Raw genomic sequence first — 18,345 nt, forward strand, 5'->3', positions numbered from 1 at the left:
TTCCGTATGACTAAAGCAACTGCAATAGTCCCGATAATTATCGGGATCCGGAGCAGAATTTTAACCTTCTGCTTGATAATAAATTACAAAACTACACAACGGCTTTAAGTTATCCAACTTAGGCCCAAAAGTATGCCCTGCAACCCGCTCCGTCTCAAGTCCCCGATTCCATCTCGCTTTATAACTGTCCGCCAGCTACTTACTCAAAGTAATTTTGGTATCATTGGTGATACTGGTTACAAAGTTATACCATTCTGCTATACCTTTGTAAAAGAAAAACAGAGTCATAAATAAGTAATCCTTAATAACAGTGAAAATTTTACCCGGAAATGAATTATTTAGTATATGAAAGCAATTATCTTACAACAACAAGGCGGCGTTGATCAACTGAAAATGGCAGATCTTCCCATGCCCATACCCGGGGCAAATGAGGTCCTGGTCAAAGTCCATGCCATTGGCATAAACCCTACGGATATTTATGCAAGGCAAAACCCTGCATTAAATTATATATTTAATAACGAAACCCCTAAAATACTAGGTTGGGATGTTTCGGGAGTCGTAGTTGGCCTGGGTAAAAAGGTCACTGATTTTCATCTTGGAGATGCTGTATTTGGGTTGTTAAATTTCCCTACTCACACCACTTCCGGGCACGCTAAGGCTTATGCGGAATATGTGGTAGCCCATACAGAGGATATTACCCTGAAACCCGACAATGTATCACACGATGAGGCAGCTGCATCAGGGATAGCTGCGTTAACCACCTGGCAACCACTCCATAAAATCAGGATTAAACCGGGAGACCGTGTATTGGTTACGGCTGCTGGTGGTGGCGTAGGTCATTTTGCCGTACAATTTGCCAAATATTTTGGCGCTTATGTAATAGCGCTCGCCTCCGGGGCTAAAAGGGATTTTGTTATGAGTCTCGGTGCGGACGAGTTTATTGACTATCAAACAACGAATTTTCTGGAGGTACTCGCACCTGTTGATTATGTGATCGAAGGTCTTCGTGAGGAGCACATAGCACAAACATTACAGGTTGTCAAAAAGGGAGGGCATTTACTCAGTTTATGGTCTAATATAGATGGTACGCTCTGGGAAAAGCAAGCAAATAAGCAGGGAATACACGCCTTCTATAATGCCGTAGTATCCAGTGGAAAGGATATGGCTGCAATTGCCGGGCTTTTGAAAAAAGGACAACTTAAACCTCACATATCAAAAAAATTCAAACTGGAAGAAATGGCTTTGGCACACCAGGAAATTGAAAAAAATCACACCACAGGAAAAATTATTGTCAACCCTATCCCATAATAATTGTTTAGAAATATAAATGGTAAGAGGTACAATTAAACCACATAAATAATCAAAGTTTTTTTAATCAAATAAATATGTCAACATTAAATCAAAAAGTAGCCTTCGTGACCGGTGGTACACGTGGCATGGGACAGGCAATTGTTAAACGTCTGTCAAAAGAAGGTGCGACAGTTATTTTCACTTACGCCAGCTCTGACGAAAAAGCTCGTCTTATTGTGAATGAAATTAATCAATCCGGTGGAAATGCCTTAGCCATCAAGGCAGATGGTGCTGTAAAAGGTAACCTCGAAAACGCTATTGAACAAGCAGTTGCCACCTTTAAGAAAATAGATATATTGGTTAATAATGCAGCTATTTCCATAGGAGGACCCATTGAGACTGCTTCTGAACGGGCAGATGAATATAACCGCCAGATCGATGTAAACATCCGTTCTGTGGCTGAGGCAATACGGACAACGCAAAAGTATATTCCGGAAGGAGGTCGCATCGTAAACATCGCTTCGGTAGGTGGCATCCGTATCGGTGGTCCGGGGATGTCTGATTATATTGCTACAAAAGCGGCGATTTCAGCCTATACCAGGGGGCTGGCCTGGGATCTTGCGCCCAGAAAAATCACTGTCAATAGTATAGAGCCGGGGGCCATTGATACGGACATGTTACAAAAAGCCGATGAAACAGTGCGTCAACATTACATCAATGCCATACCCTTAAAACGTTTAGGGAAACCAGAAGAAATTGCGGCATTAGTGAATTTTCTGGTAGGTGATGAAGCCGGATACATTACGGGTAGTAGCTTTACAATAGATGGTGGTATATCCGCTTAATAACCGGTAAACAACCTGTGTGTTTTTTATATTAAATTCTTGAAAAACAACTATCTCCTGTCCCATTCCGGATCAGGGCATCGGGGAATCAGGCCCATTTAATGGGATTTAAATAATGAATTCCAGGGAGCCGGGGAAATTTTCCCGGCTTTTATGTTGATAGGCCGATGAAGCCAGGCTGCTTCCCCGTCAAAAAATGCTCTCCTAAAAATCGGAGCCGTTGGCGGTTGTAGGAAAACCTATTGTAAAACGACTTTTAAAAGCCGGTGCGGCTCAGGAGGCACTAAAGGTGCGGGAAAAGCGATTGCAGAACGATTGCTACAAGCAGGTGCTACGGTTATCATCATAGCAAGAAATAAACCTAAGGAAGAAAATCAACCTTTGGTAAACTCAATATCTTGGTGAATAATTTTAGAGGTTATAATACTCCGGGTGGTAGACCTGCTAACTCTGAAGAAGTTGCAGAATTGGTTGGCCTTCTCGTTTCTCCAAGGGTCAGTTATTTAACCGGAACAGAATTCATTATTGACGGAGGTACCCTACTAACAATTTAATAGCTTAAAATATACAAAAACACCTTGCACACTGGTCTGTGCCATTCAAAAAAACTATAGTTCAAAAAATTCTTCCTTTTCGGAATCCGTTTGGACATCATGGATAGATTCGAATTCATTATTCGAAGGATTGTATTCGTAATCCTTTTGCCATTCGTCCTTATTCCGTATGATCTGTTTTATGGCCCCGGTGATGTACCGGATGTCATCAGGGTTCATGGTCGGGTGAATGGAAATACGGACCCAACCGGGTTTATTGCTCAAATCTCCCTGATCGATCTGTTCCATGATGGAGGAAGATACAGCCTCGTCCAGTCCGAACAGGTAATGGGCATAGGTACTTGCACAGGACCACCCTCCCCTGACCTGGATACCAAAGCGGTCGTTCAACAGCCTTACTACAAGATTGTAGTGCACCGCATCGATGTTAAAGGATATGCAACCGATCCTTTTGGCCCGGGTATTCCCTAAAAATTCAATTTCTCTTATCCCGTGTAATTCGTTCATAAAACAGTCCATCAATTCCTGCTCTCTTTTTGCCATGAATTGCGGATTGAGCTGTTCTTTTAATTTTATGGCCAGCGCCGCCCTGACCGTTTGTATGATGCCGGGGGTTCCGGCATCTTCCCTGGTCTCTATAGCATCGAAATAGGCGTGTTTACCCCGGGGTGTCGTCCATTTGACGTTTCCTCCACCGGGGATCTCGGGAGTTGAAGCCTCATAAAGTTCCTTATTAAAGACCAGAATACCGCAGGCACCCGGCCCGCCCAGAAATTTGTGCGGAGAAAAGGAAACGGCATCCAATCGCTCGCCTTTATTTTCAGGATGCATATGGATATCCACATAGGGTGCAGACGCCGCAAAATCAACAAAGCAGTATCCCCCGTATCTGTGCATTACGCTGGCCAGTTCAGGATAGTTGGTAATTAGTCCCGTAACATTTGAGCATGCCGTAAAGGCGCCTATTTTGAGTTTGCGATCCTCATACTTCTTCACCTGTTCGGCCAGTTGTTCCGGACATGGCATCAAATCTTTACCGGGAGGGACAATAACGACATCGGCATGGGTTTCAAACCAGGGAACATGATTGGAGTGATGTTCCATGTGGGTTATAAACACCACCGGTTTTTCCCTGTCATACCTTACCTGGTCTTTCCGGAGTTTCAAAATGCCAATCAGCCTGGACAGGGCCCCGGTCATCCCGGAACCGGTTGTTATTAAAATATCATCCTCATCGGCCCTGACATGCTTCCTGATAATGGCCCGGGCCTCCCTGTAGATTTCAGTCGTGATCTTTCCTGTTTCACTGGAAAAAGAATGGGTATTGGCTAAATAAGGCCCCAGCCTGTCTTTTATTTTGTCTTCGATCGGGCCATACAACCTTCCGGTGGCAATCCAATCGGCATACAATACTTTCTGCACCCCGTATGGCGATTGAAATTCACTCCGATGCCCTATGATATGATTCCGGAAAGTCTTAAAGTGTTCTTCTAAGTGTACTTTCATGCTTTTAAAGGCAATTATTTTTTTATGATTAACCGTTCGCTCCGGCCATTTCGATCATGGCGGACAACTCTTCTACCAGGGTATCGTCTCCTCCTCCACTGAATCCAACCACCTGAAACCGGATATTTCCCTGAGCATCAATAATCACTTTTGTTGGAATGCCACTTATCCCAAAAGCTTTTGCTACGGCATTTTCTTTGGTCTCCTTATTTTTATAGTCCATATAGAGATCAAAATCATATTCATTATCCTCCAGGTATGTTCCGGCTTCTGTCAAAGGGTACTCCCCTTTTTCAAAGGTGTGGACAAATAAGAATTTAACCTGCGGATCATTTTTATACTTATTTACAGCCATCTGCATCCCCGGAAAAGATTTTTTACAAGGGCCGCACCATGTTGCCCAAAAATCCAGGACCAATATTTTGCCTTTCAGGTCCTCATTGGTTACCGGTTTCCCTTCTGTATCCTTTAATTCAAAAGATGGCGACGGTTTATTGACCATTATTTCTTTTAAATGCTCTTTGGTTTTTTCGGCCAGGGCGGACTGCAATTCTTTTAAGTATTCGTCATAATCTTTCTTTCCCAGCGAGGTATGGGCCAGCTTTAAATATTCCTTAATGTCTTTTGTTGCAATACCTTCGGAAACTGCCTTTTCCAACAGGGGAAAGGCTTTTTCATAATCTCCGGACCGGGTTAACATGGCGGCATAGGTCAATGTTACCGCATTGCTTTTCCTTTCAGAATTCGTATACACATCCTCGATTATATTCACGGCTTCTCCCAAATTACCGGCTTCTTCGGTCAGGTTGGCCAGACTGAGTTTCAAATCGTTAAAAACATGAGATTTGGGCATACCGTTGCCTTGTTCAATGACCAGATAAGTTTCCGCATTATTAAGTTCGTCCTTAACAAAGTTGATCTTATCCGTAATGGAATCATCATCCATACCATTTACAATAAATTTCGTAGCATAATACCGGAACCTGCTTTTTTTGCTGTTTTTATCGTAGTAGGCTAATGCTTCTTCTTTCCTTCCGGCTTCCATGAGGGTTGCAGTCACATCAAAATAGGCCATGCCCGGATCTTGATCCGGGAATTCACTGAGGTAGGTGTTTAGTTTTTCAATTTTCAGGTCCGGGTCTTTTTCCGTATAGATCGTGTTTGCCATGCTTATAGCCGAAAATTCTCCCTTGGGGAACTTTGCAATGGCTTTGTCCATGATCGTTTCTATTTCTTTGTTGTTCCCTGTACTCCTGTAATAATTTACCGCTAATTGATAATCTTTCTCATCATCACTTTCCAGTAATTGTTTGATCTCTTTCTTAACTTCAACGGAATCCATCTGTTTTAAGTCTTCCAGGGTCCGCTCCTTTTCGGGGGAGGTGTTGCAGCCTGCAAGGAGAAATCCCAGGGCCATGACCATTAAACTCAGTTTTTTCATCGCTATTTGTTTTTAGTGTAGTTTTTAATTCCTTCCCTCAGCCAGGCTGCGTATTCATTTACTTCTGGTGTATATCCGACAGGTTCATTAAGGTTCTTGCCTTTGTGATCTGCCAGTACATAGTATGGCTGTGCATTGGCCTTGTACCTGGTGATCTGGAAATCACTCCATTTATTGCCTATGGTTTTTATCTCCTTTCCGGTGGTTTCGGATATGTACTGTTCGCTTTCCGGTAATTCGCGTTTATCGTCAACATACAGGGAAATAAGCACAATCTCGTTGTTCAGGATGTTTAATATTTCGCCTTCGCTCCATACGCGTTCCTCCATCTTCCTGCAGTTTACGCAGGCATGACCGGTAAAATCGATCATCACCGGTTTATTTACTTTTCGGGCATAGGCCATTCCTTTTTCATAATCGAGGAAAGCTACAATATCGTGGGGGCCATGGTGTGCCCCTTCGGGTAATTCTGCATGTGGAGCCCCACTTTCTCCGCTTTTGGCATAACCTACTCCGTAAGGGGATTCACTATAGTGCATAGGCGGTGGGAAACCGCTGATGAGTTTTAACGGCGCCCCCCAAAGGCCGGGGACCAGGTAGATAGTAAATGACAATACCAACAACCCCAAGCCTAACCGGCCTACTGAAATGTGTTTTAACGGTGAATCGTGAGGCAGGCTGATCTTCCCGAAAAGGTATAAGGCCAGAATACCGAAAATGGCAATCCAGATAGCGATAAACACTTCCCTTTCCAGCCAGTGCAACTGCAGTACCAGGTCGGCATTTGATAGGAACTTAAAGGCCAGGGCCAGTTCCAGGAAGCCTAAAACGACTTTTACCGAGTTCAGCCACCCTCCCGAACGCGGTAAGGAATTTAACCATCCCGGGAACATGGCAAACAACATAAACGGCAAGGCCAATGCCAGGGAGAAGCCCAGCATCCCGATGATGGGGGCCAATCCACCTTTACTGGCAGCTTCCACCAACAGGGTCCCCACAATGGGCCCGGTACAGGAAAACGAAACAATGGCCAGGGCCAGGGCCATAAATAAGATTCCTATGATTCCCCCTTTATTGGCCTGACTATCCACTTTATTAGCCCATGAATACGGCAGTACGATCTCAAAAGCTCCCAGGAACGAGGCGGCAAATACCACCAGCAGTAAAAAAAAGATCACATTAAACCAGACATTAGTGGATAAGGCATTCAGGGAATCTGCTCCGAAAACAGCCGTGACCAATGATCCTAAAAACACATAGATCACAACGATGGAAATGCCGTAAAATACAGCATTTTTGATCCCGGCCGCCCTTGTCTTGCTTTGTTTGGTAAAGAAACTTACGGTCATAGGTATCATGGGGAACACACAGGGCGTCAGCAAAGCTGCAAAACCAGATAAAAAAGCAATAAGAAAAATGGACAATAAGCCCTTCCTGCTTTTACGGGTTTCCGGGTGTTCTTCTCCTGTAACCTTAACGGGGCCGGAATCTTCCGTGGTCTTCACCATATCGGCCCCCTCAATATCCTTTCCGGCAGGGTTCACTGCCTTGTCCCCGTTTCCGGGAATGGTGAAACTCAACTTTTTGGTTTCCGGCGGAAGACAGCGCTGTTCATCACAGACCATATAGGTCACTTCTCCCTCAATGGTAAAGCTTCCTTCTCTGTCAGTTTTGATCTTTTGCGAAAACGCGGCCGAATCGGAGAAATAGGTAATCTCCATATCAAATACCGGATCGTGGACAGTATGTCCTTTTTCTTCTTTAACCGTATTTACCAGGTGGTATCTTCCGGATTCCTCAAAAGAAAATTCCGTAGCTACCGGGCCATCTTCAGGAACCGACTGGGAATACAGGTGCCAACCGGGCATTATGGATGCCTTTATAGCTAAAATATATTCATGGTCCGAACCAGCTTTAACTTCTGTCGCCCATTTTACGGGATCATAAATTTGTGCCGATACGTTTAACACCCCGGTCAGTCCGATAACCAGGAATAATACAAAGCGTTTTATATGGCAAAACCTTGTTTTTCTCATAGGGTTAATCTTTGTTTTCCAGTGTTCCGGCTTTTACAATAACCAGTTTTTCGGGGTCCAGGTATTTTTTGATGGCTTTGTTGACCTCATCCAGATCAGGCTCCATTATTCTGGACGGATACTCATAAATATACTCCGGTTCATAGCCCTTGTTTACAAAATTCAGGATAGTACCGGCCAGACTTCCTGTGGTTGACATTCCTACTTTATAGCTTCCTACAAGATAGGATTTTATATTTTCGAGCTCTTTCCTTGTCACACCATCGGCATACCACTTATTGATTTCCCTCATGGTGGACTGATAGCCTTTATCCATCAAATCAGGGTTAAAAGTGCCACTTACAGTCCAGTACCCCCCTGTCAGATCATCGCCGGAATGCCCGGAACCTATACCGTAAGTAAGGCCTTCGTTATCGCGGACAGTAGCCATTAGCCTGCCCGAGAATCCAGACCCTAAAATCGAATTTGCCAGGTAAAACGGTATATAATCCGGATCTTTTTCACCCAAACCGGTATATTGACCGATCAATAATTCCGCACTGCTTTTTTCGGGAATAAAGACTTCCTCCACTTTCCGGGATTTGATCTTGGCTATCTCCTCCCCTTTTCTAACAGATATATCCTCCTGAATTCCACCCTTCCAGTTGGGAAAATTACTGCGGAGTGCCCCGTACATTTCTCCCTCATCGATATCACCGACCACAACCAGGCGGAATGAAGCCGTGCCGAAATATTTTTTGTGAAAGGCTTTTACTTCTTCTATCGCTGCCTTGTCAAGTAATTCCAGGCTTTCTTCCGTAGATTTTGTGTAATTCGGGTGACCGGGCTTGTAAATGCTCTGCGATAGCTTGATCCTTGCCTGTCTTCCCGGATCGTTGAGCTGTTCACTCATATTGCCTTTAAGCTGGGATTTCAGAAGGTCAAATTCATCGCTTTCGAACAGGGGGATCTTCAATTCTTCGGAAAACAGGTTTATCACTTCGGGAATATCTTTTTTCAGGCATTTAAAGGAAAAATTGATGTTTCTGTCCGAGGCCGATGCGGAGATATTTACTCCCAGTTTCTCCAGCGCCTGGGAAAATTCTATCTTATTTTTTTGCTGTGTCCCCTTGTTTAGCATGTAGGCCGTGAGCATAGGGATCAACTCATTTTCCCCGGATTCCATATAATCGCCAATCGAGAGGCTCGCATTTACGGAAACGAAGTTTTTAGCAGCGGTTTTCAGGCTAATGACATCTATATCCGCTACTTTCTTTCTTTTTATTTCGGAATTAATCACCGCAACGGCTTGGAGATCATCCTCCCTTCGGGAAGACACTTCTGTTTCTGTGTTAATGACGAGATCGGGATCCCTGAAAAATAATTTTGATCCTTTTTCATCTCCCTGCGGTCCGGGATTTCCTCCCTGTTTCGGGCCGCTGTCTTCAGGAATAAAGTACCCGGTAGTACTTTGGTCTATATCCAGGTACTTTCGGGCTACTCTTTTAACGTCTTCCCGGGTCACTTTCTTCAGTTTTTCGATACCGGTAACATAACTGGTCCAATCACCGGAAGCAATGGCTTCGGTCAGCATGGAAGAAATCACCCCGGAACCATCCCTGTACAATATATTTTGTGCTACCTTTTTTGAAAGAATACGATCGATATCACTCTGGTCAAAATCCAGGTTTTTAATACTGTCTATGGTCGCTATCAGTTTTGAATCGATGTCCTCGTGTTCCTTTTCGGAGCTTATCCCCAAATCAATCGTAAATAACCCGGCACTTTTGAAAGTGTTGGCCCTGGCCCCGGCATACAAAGCTATCCCGGTATCCACATAGGTTTTGTTTAAGATCGAGGAAGGACCTGCCGCCAAAAGATCAGATAAAACCTCAAGTGCGGGATAATCGTCATGGAGTTCTCCCGGAATTTTATAGGCCCTGGTTATAATTCCGACTTTTCCGGGCTTTTTTACTACAAGTTTACGCAAACCCAACTGTTCCGGCTCGGTAGTATAGGATTGTGGGATGTCTTCCGGTGAACTTGAAATTTTCCCGAAATACTTGTCCACCAACTGAAAAACCTTATCCTTTTGAAAATCCCCGACAACAGTAAGTGTGGCATTGTTAGGCCAATAATAAGTGTCATAGAACTCCCGGAGTTTTTCCATGGGGACATTTTCTATATCCGACCTCCACCCTATGGTGGAATGATGGTAAGGACTGGCCATATAGGCCGTAGACCATATCTGGTCTTGCAACAGCCTTGCGGGGTTGTTCATCCCCCGTTCAAATTCATTGCGTACTACCGTCATTTCACTTTCCTTATCTTCTTCCAGCAAAAGGGAATTCCGCATCCGGTCGGCCTCTATTTCCAGGGCCAGTTCGAGTTGGTCACTGGGAATGGTTTCGAAGTAGTTGGTACGGTCGTACCATGTCGTGGCGTTCATTCTCGCCCCGACGTTCTGGAGGATGGAAAAAATGGCCGTGCCTTTTCGCTTATTGAACTTCGGGGTTCCTTTGAACATCAGATGTTCGAGCAAATGCGTTGCCCCGGTCGTTCCACTGACCTCGTTGGTGGAACCTACATGATATACGATCTGCACGGTCACCACCGGGGTACTGTTGTCCGGCAGTAACAATATCTTTAAGCCGTTGGGCTGGTATTCGTATTCCCCGATCCCCCCTAACTCCTTGTTCTTTTTGAATTTATCCGAAACCTGGGCCGGAGCTACTGCAATAATTAAAAAGCAGAGCAATCCCAAAACATTGTTTTTCATCTGTTCTTTGTTTAAATAAAATTATACAAACAGTTTCCTGTTCACCTGGGAACTCCCGGTGAAATTTCTGTATGCCGATTTTTAAATGTGTATTTCAGTGCTTCTCTGTGTGTTCTCCGTGAATCTCTGTGTAACAGCCTGCATTCATTGTGTTATTACACGGAGATTCACAAAGATTGCACAGAGGTTCACGAAGAGTAATACAGAACTCAAAAGGTCTAATAAGCGCCATTAGCCGGGTTGCGATTAACCCACTTAGGCCCGAAACTTCAAATGCTGTTTGACACAGCCTTTGGTCAATTTACCGATTCAAAAACTTCCTTTAATTTTTCCTGAAGGTCTTCTCCCTTTAAATCTTTGCCGATAATCTGTCCCTTCGGGTCGATCAGAAAATTCTGAGGTATGGACTGGACTCCATACTCTTGGGCCGCCTCGTTCTTAAATCCTTTAAGATCGGAAAGATGAAGCCATGTCAACCCGTCTTCTTCAATAGCTTTTTCCCACTTGTCTTTTTTGTCATCCAGAGAAACAGCTACGATCTCCAAGCCTGCCTCATGGTATTTACGGTATCCTTTCAGGACATTGGGATTCTCTTTTCTGCAAGGGGCACACCAGCTTGCCCAGAAATCCAGGAAAACATACTGCCCTTTGAAATCCGAAAGACTGACCATGTTTCCATCCCGGTCAGGTTGGGTAAAGTCAGGGGCATTACTCCCTACAGCCGTTTTCTTCATTTTCGTCAGTGAAGCATACAGTTGTTTCCCATAGTAGGATTCCTGAACTTCCGGAATAAGATTGTTATACAATTTGTCGGCCGTTTCTAAATTCGGGTACGTAATATATCTCTCCTGAATGATCAGTGCCGAGGCTATGGAACCAGGGTGTTCAAGTATAAAACCGGTAGTTATCGAAGTTGCCTTTTTATCCAACTCATTCCATTTTTTATCCATCATGGCTCTTTGCTCCGGCGTCATTTCCACTTTTCCCTGCTGGGTGATCGAATCCGATAATTTGTAAACAGGCCCTGCCATGTCCCGGATTTCCTGAAATTCATTATTGTAGTAACTCCGGTACACCTCCTCTATTGAAGCTCCTGTAACCTTTCCCTTAAAAAGTGAGTCTTTTTTTACCTGAACTTCAATAGCTTCATTGCTCAGGATAAAGTACAACCCGTTATCTTCTTTCCCTTTTAGCTTTAACCTGTACCGGAGCGGTTCTTCCAACACCCCGTTAAAGCCAAATTTGCCATTTTCGACAAGCGAAGAATCCCGTTTTCCTTCTTCACCGACCGGTTCCAGGTACACGACTCCGTTATTCAAACCTTGTATATTTCCTGTAATTGCATATCCTTCCTGTTCTTTCTTTTCCGCACACGATACTAAAAGAACGATACCAAAGCACAATATGCTCCATGTTATTGCTTTCATATTTTATAGAATTTTAATTTTTGACAGTTGTGTAGATAATCCCGGAGCAATAGCTCTCCGGAACTTTGTTCAGACTTCCTCTTTTATCCGGTTATTATTTATCTACATTTTGGGTTATAGTACCATTTCCCGGGTTATCTGTAGCCCCCTGGGGAAACGGCATGGTCCATAAATGGGAATCCGGGGTCAGGGAATATGTTTCACCCTGATAGTTTTTGGTAAAACCAGTGGTATATATACCTTCCGCATTTAAACGACGAGCGTCACAAAAAGGAATTAAGGTTAAAACAAGTTCGTTCTTTTTGGTTCTTAGAATGGATTCCATGGCCTCTGCTTCGTTTGCTGCGGTTAAATCCTGGTAAACATCCGGTAAAATCCGGGTTTTACGCACCTTATTTAACACTGCCATCGCATCGTCTATTATAGCCTGACGGGCTAAACATTCGGCTTTTATTAAATAAACCTCTACGGTGGTAATTCCCCCCTTATTAAAATAACCAGACAATGTGGAGTTATAAAACGTCTCTGCGCCCACAGTCCTGATCTTCCAGCGCGATAAAAAACGGGCATCTCTTTCTTCAAATCGTTGTGCCCGTTCTACCGGGGTGTTATTCTCGGTACTAATCCTGGAAAGGGCTCCATGGCGATAATTATAGTTTTCGACATAATCGAATCCCATTGGTGAAGGCGTACTTATATAAGTGTCCGGGTCTTCGATAATGGATTTATTGCCATTATAATAGGCTGTCCAGTCGTATAAGCTATTATTTTCCTCCAGGGCCTTATCGGCATAATTCAATGCCTGTTCGTAATTGCTCATTTGCAAATACACCCGTGCCAGAAAGGCATAACCCGTCCCCAGATCCGGATGTAATACGGTTGAGGACGCCTGAGGTAAACCGGGCAAGGCTTCTTCCGTATCTTTCAATATAAAATCATATAATTCCTGAATACTCACCTGTTCACTCGGTGCATTGATATCTGCACTGGTAATTACAGGAACAGACAGTTTTTCGGATGCGGTAGAGACTTCATAAGTATCGGCATAATAATTAGCCAGATTAAAATAGCTCATGGCCCTTAATACTTTGGCCTGTGCCCAAAGCGCTCTTTGTTCGGCTTCCGTGGCTTCTGTTGTTTCCAAAGCATTTTCAATGATTAAATTATAGGTGGAAATTGCAGCATAACCGGAATAATATGCTTCTTCATCCGACCGGTTCAAAGCAATACGGTCTGCGGATTCATCCCAGAGATAATTAGCTTTGGTTAATGGTTCGAAAGACAGTGTTGCTTCGGTTACATACCTGTCATTTAACAGGTATAAAGCCTGATCTGCATTAACCGTATGATTGGTGTATTCATCTCTTATTAAAGCTTCAAAATCGGCTAATGTTTGTGGTATTTTTGAGCCTTTCGGTGTGTCATCTAAATAGTCTTCGCAGGAAGTTAACCCGACAACCAATACCAAAGGACATATGATGGTGATATATATTTTTTTCATCTGTTCATTTTTAAAATTAGAGATTCACATGCAATCCAAGCACAAAATTCGGAGTTTGGTACCCTCCCAACAGGTACTTCGCATCCCTGCTTCTGGCTACGGTAAAAACATTTTCCACATTAAAATTTATGCGAATATTCTCTATACCCAGTTTAGAGGCCAGTTCAGACGTTTGATAGGCCAACGACACATTGCTCAACCGCAGGTTTGAAGCATCCAGGATATTCACGTCTGCATAGGAATAAATGGATTGCAGATCGTAGCTATAATCCGGATCATATTCATACACTGCACGAGGTACATCCGTATACGCTTCGTCCCCGGGGTTTACCCAACGGTCTTCAATACGATTGTTTACCGCTCTTATATTGGCAATATAGCCACCTGTAGCACCTGAATAACTGTTATTGAACATGGGTAAAAAATTATTTCTGATCTTATGGCCTAACTCATAAATAAAAAGAGCGGAAAGCGAAAAGTCCTTATAAGATACCGATGTTCTAAAGGATCCGCTTTGAACCGGTACCGTTGTACCAAAGTCTTCGATAGCTTCCAGATCTGCCGGGTTATGAGATACCGCAGTCCCCGAAGGATCATAAACCCGGGGTAAACCCGTATTGCTCAAACCCGCCCATTTGTATCCGTATATAGAATTAAAATTCTTCCCTACTCTTGGATAAGCCGAAGGATAATCCAATTGTAAATAATATACCGGGGCTTCTACATTTACATAGGTTACCTTGTTTTTATTATAAGCAAACAGGATTCCCGCATCCCAGGAGAAATCCGATGTCCTCAAAATACTTCCGTCAAGACTGATCTCTATTCCACGGTTGGTCATTTCTCCATTGTTAAGGGTATAGGTAGAATAGCCCCAACCTTCTGTCGGCACCCCAATACTGTTGGCCAATAGGTCCTCTCCTCTTTTATGATATAAATCTATCGTTCCATTTAATCGATTTTTTAGCATAGAGAAATCAATCCCTACGTTGGCCGTGGTTGTTTTTTCCCAGGATAATTCCGGGTTCGGCCTGGATTGTACGCTTCCCTGTATCCCCCCTACATTATTGTTAGACGTGTAATATGCCGTTAAATACGGTGCTGAATTTTTGGCAACATTCCCCCCGATACCATAAGAAAAACGGAGTTTAAACATATTTACCCAGGGCGGTTTAAAAAAGGATTCGTTGTGTACATTCCAGCCCGCTCCGGCAGACCATGTCGGTTTATTTTGATACTTGTTGTCCGTTCCCCATAAGTTGGATCGGTCCCAACGCAAACTTCCCGTAACGGTATATCTGGCATCGTAAGTATACCCCGCATTACCATAAACAGAAACGTAACGGTTGAGCAATTCCCTTTCTGCCGAAAAATCGTTTTGGGACATATACCCTCCTAAAACCGAACCGTAGACCTGTAGCAGATCTGCCTGGTTAACCGGTGTGAAAGACAAGGTTTGGGAGTCATAGCCATAACGGGTCTGTTCGCTGTATTCCAGTTTGGAATGCCGCATTTCCGTGCCGGCGATGATACTTATATCGTGAACACTATTAAACAATTTGTCAAAATTCAATTGCTGACGGAAATTATATGCATTTGAATACTGATTGCTATTAAAGGAGATGTCTCCGTAAGGCAAATTATACACGGCCTTATTTGCAGGTGAAATGGTAGCCAGACTATTTACCCGCTGTCTGACCTCGTATGAATTTTTATCTTTTAACTGGTTTATACGCTCTACACCATATTCGTATTGAAACATAGCGCTATAAGAAAAAGCATCGCTTAGTTTGACATTGAACTTGGCATAGGTCCTGTTCGAAAAGTTTTTGCGTTCTCTTATGTTTCTTCCCAATTCATCCATTGGTGTAATATCCATATTATACATATTATAGGTATCCAGGGATTGAAGGGTTGATTTATTGTACCGGGATGCCGCAGTAGAAGTGAATGAAGTACCGTCTTCATTGACCAATCTGTTGTACGGCTGGTATACAAAGCCCGGGTCCTGGGCGTCGTATGCCTGCTCATCCGCATTGTTGAAATAGATATATGTTCCGACATCCATGGTCAGCCAATCCGTAATTTCAGTAGAATTCCTCAAATTGATCCCCAGGGAATTGTCTTCCGAATAACGATCCTCGAACTTATTGTCCTTATAGGTCACAGACGCATTGAAACTGTTCTTTTCAGTAGCCCTTCCGAAGCTAAGGTTATATTGTTTGTAGTATTGATCCCGTTTGGCATATTTATCCAGATCATCATAGTATTGAAACCCGGATGCTCCTAATCTGCTTAAAATACTATTCGATTCGTTTTCTGAAATATTCCCCGCATAGTAATTTAAAAGCGTTTGCATCCCCTGGCTGGTATATACGGCATTATCCAATAAAGAGGAGGCATAAGCCGCTGAACCGGCACCTTGAAGGTTGGGATTACCATTAGCCCACTCCTGTTCTAACCCGATAATATCAGCCGAATTGGTCAAATTACCCGTATAATATTTATAAGGGGATACCGTCAAATTGCTGGAAAACGAAATATTCGTTTCTCCTGCTTTGGCTTTTTTTGTAGTAATCACTATAACACCATTGGCAGCACGGGCGCCGTAAATGGAGGCGGCGGCGGCATCTTTAAGAACGGTTATACTTTCGATATCTTCAATATTCAGGTCCGGCAGATTTTCTTCCAGTCTGTAATTTTCATTATACTTGGTCTTTTCAACAGGAAATCCATCGATAACATACAATGGGGTTGTCAAACCGTTCATGGAGGTTACGCCCCGGATAACTCCATCCTGGTAGCCAACGATCCGGCCTTCCAGTACGGCATCCAGGCTGTTCAGGCGTTGCGATTTAAAATCATCGGTCTTCAATTTGGAAAAAGCTCCTGTTGTACGTTCGCTCGAAATGGTCTGGTATCCCGTAACGGTGATCTCGCCGAGTTCATTGGCTTGTTCGGTTAACCTAACGTTGATCTCCTGTTCCGCTCCTACAAGTATTTCCCGCTTCGAAAACCCGATATAACTGAAGACCAGAATATCGCCCTCCTCGGCCACAATTTCAAAATGTCCTTCTTCATTTGTGGAAGTTCCCAGCTGTGTTCCCCTGATCAATACCGTCACGCCGAGCAAAGGCATACCATTTTTATCCATGACCCTCCCGGAGATCAGCTTCTCCTGCAGGTCATCCCTGCCATCCGTTTTAACGGGTTTTGAGGTAAACGTGTTTAGCACGATTTGATGATCAACTACCCGGTGGGAAATATTCGTGTCTTTAAAGACCCTGTTCAGCACCAGGGATAAAGGTTCTTTCCAGGCATATACACTAATCTTCCGGGAAATATTTACATCCCGGTGATTATACAAAAACCGATAGGAGGTCATGGATTCCACGGTTTTGAAAAATTCACCCACCGTTACTTGTTCCAGGTCAACCGATATTTTGACATTCTGGGAATATGAACTCGCGTGTATCTGGAATAAGGAAAGAAAAAGAAGTAGTAATGCAAGTCTCATTTTCAGGTCAATTTTTAAGGCAAAAGAACTTTGCCTCATTACGTTAATGAGTTTTTTCATACTTTTGTTTTGAATTAGTTGGTTTATCTCTATAAATCACTGAACACAAATCGGGAAATGCGGCCACATTTTCCGGTTTTTTTGTTCAAGGTCCATATGGAACTCGTTTAAACGAGTTCATGTACTTTAAGTTTTCATATTGATTTTTATTGAGTTAGTTAATAATTATTTTATTCTTCTTTATCGTATATTCAAAAGGGTAGCTTTGCTGGAATGATTTTAAGATCTGCTCTATGGATTCTTCTTCGAATTTTGCCGTAAACTTCTCCTTTTCCAATCCGCTGTTCCGGTTTTCTATTTCCACATTAAACTTCCGTTCCAGGCTGCGTATAATTTCAGAAAAATGAGCGCCTTCAAAAATCAATTGCCCCTGCATCCATGAGGTGTATAACGAAGTGTCTACAGTATGGGTAGCTATGGGTTGCCCGACCCTATCAAATACAGCTATTGTTCCGGGGTGGATGACCAGGGACTTCTCCTCGTTATAGAGATCAGTATCTGCATAGAGTGCTACTTTCCCTTCTACAAGAACCGTATTGACCGTGGTATCGGATTCGTAATTATTGACATTAAAATGCGTTCCCAGCACCCGGATATTGACATCATCGGCATGTACTACAAAGGGCCTGGACGTATCTCTCGCCACATCAAAATAGGCCTCCCCTTTTACATAGACCTCCCGGGTACTCGTAACTCCCGCGTTCCGGGGAAATTTCAGCCAGGTCCCTGCATTGAGTGTAACACGACTGCCATCACTCAAAACCAAAACCGCTGTTTTTCCATGCGGGACATCTATTTCGTTATAGGCCAGGGTTCCTTCTTTTCCGGTAGCCATATATTTTATCGTATCCCCGGCCTGCTCTACCTGTACATCTCCCGAAGCGTTGATCATGGTATAGTCCGTTTCCTGTAAAGATTTTATCAAGGTATCCGACAGATGGAGTATCACCGGGTTGTCTTCTACGATCAATTGGTCCGGGGTATTTGACCACTTGTTCATCATGATAAAACCAAGCCCCAGTAAAATAACAACGGCTGCCGCGTATTTAAAAAATACAGGGATCATATATACTTTTCCTTTCGTTCCCGTTCCGGAATCTCTCATGATCGTATCCAGGATCGCTTTCTTTTTTTTCGCAGGCGTTGGTTTATATGATAACTCCGAAATACGCTTGTTTAACCGGGCATAGGTTTTAAACTCCTCTGCATAAGACTCATCCTTTAACAGCTCGTCCAGATCATATTGTTCTTTCTCCGATATATCACCGGAGAAATATTTATGCAATAAATGCTGAAATTGATTTTTTTCCATAATACTACGACAAGGGGCTTTTTACAACAAGACACAAAGGTTTTAAAAAACCCCTACGCCGGATTCACATTTTTTTTCCATTTTTGTTAAAACAAAAT

The 18,345-nt window shown here is 43.3% G+C and carries 11 protein-coding genes; 3 read left to right on the top strand and 8 right to left on the bottom strand.

What is annotated here, in order from left to right:
• The first annotated feature begins 345 nt into the window (after positions 1-345).
• The 3 genes from ACVBDY_RS21375 (at position 346) to ACVBDY_RS21385 (ending at position 2,689) form a co-directional block, all read left to right on the top strand.
• On the top strand, positions 346-1,308 hold the full coding sequence (locus ACVBDY_RS21375; protein ID WP_447177509.1) for an NADP-dependent oxidoreductase: 963 nt from the start codon (positions 346-348) through the stop codon (positions 1,306-1,308).
• A 77-nt stretch (positions 1,309-1,385) separates the two neighbouring features.
• The gene (locus ACVBDY_RS21380; protein ID WP_447177510.1) at positions 1,386-2,135 is read left to right on the top strand and encodes an SDR family NAD(P)-dependent oxidoreductase; all 750 of its coding nucleotides are present in this window, start codon (positions 1,386-1,388) and stop codon (positions 2,133-2,135) included.
• Between the two features lie 401 nt (positions 2,136-2,536).
• Positions 2,537-2,689: an SDR family oxidoreductase gene (locus tag ACVBDY_RS21385; protein WP_447177511.1), complete on the top strand. Its 153-nt coding sequence runs from the start codon at positions 2,537-2,539 to the stop codon at positions 2,687-2,689.
• 54 nt (positions 2,690-2,743) lie between these two features.
• On the opposite strand, the gene ACVBDY_RS21390 is transcribed toward ACVBDY_RS21385, so the two are convergent.
• From ACVBDY_RS21390 to ACVBDY_RS21425, 8 genes are all read right to left on the bottom strand, one after another.
• A complete protein-coding gene (locus ACVBDY_RS21390; protein ID WP_447177512.1) occupies positions 2,744-4,195 on the bottom strand; it encodes an aminotransferase class V-fold PLP-dependent enzyme in 1,452 nt (483 codons plus the stop codon).
• Positions 4,196-4,223: 28 nt separating this feature from the next.
• The gene (locus tag ACVBDY_RS21395; RefSeq protein ID WP_447177513.1) at positions 4,224-5,636 is read right to left on the bottom strand and encodes a TlpA family protein disulfide reductase; all 1,413 of its coding nucleotides are present in this window, start codon (positions 5,634-5,636) and stop codon (positions 4,224-4,226) included.
• A 2-nt stretch (positions 5,637-5,638) separates the two neighbouring features.
• Positions 5,639-7,672, bottom strand: a complete 2,034-nt coding sequence (locus tag ACVBDY_RS21400) for a protein-disulfide reductase DsbD family protein (protein ID WP_447177514.1) — start codon at positions 7,670-7,672, stop codon at positions 5,639-5,641.
• A 4-nt stretch (positions 7,673-7,676) separates the two neighbouring features.
• Complete coding sequence (locus tag ACVBDY_RS21405) at positions 7,677-10,430, bottom strand: M16 family metallopeptidase (RefSeq protein WP_447177515.1); 2,754 nt, start codon at positions 10,428-10,430, stop codon at positions 7,677-7,679.
• A gap of 296 nt (positions 10,431-10,726) precedes the next feature.
• A complete protein-coding gene (locus tag ACVBDY_RS21410; RefSeq protein ID WP_447177516.1) occupies positions 10,727-11,857 on the bottom strand; it encodes a redoxin domain-containing protein in 1,131 nt (376 codons plus the stop codon).
• Positions 11,858-11,951: 94 nt separating this feature from the next.
• Complete coding sequence (locus ACVBDY_RS21415) at positions 11,952-13,358, bottom strand: RagB/SusD family nutrient uptake outer membrane protein (protein ID WP_447177517.1); 1,407 nt, start codon at positions 13,356-13,358, stop codon at positions 11,952-11,954.
• Positions 13,359-13,374: 16 nt separating this feature from the next.
• Complete coding sequence (locus ACVBDY_RS21420; protein WP_447177518.1) at positions 13,375-16,935, bottom strand: SusC/RagA family TonB-linked outer membrane protein; 3,561 nt, start codon at positions 16,933-16,935, stop codon at positions 13,375-13,377.
• 154 nt (positions 16,936-17,089) lie between these two features.
• A complete protein-coding gene (locus tag ACVBDY_RS21425) occupies positions 17,090-18,247 on the bottom strand; it encodes a FecR family protein (protein WP_447177519.1) in 1,158 nt (385 codons plus the stop codon).
• Between the last annotated feature and the right edge of the window lie 98 nt (positions 18,248-18,345).

This window comes from Sinomicrobium halophytocola (genome assembly GCF_052983395.1).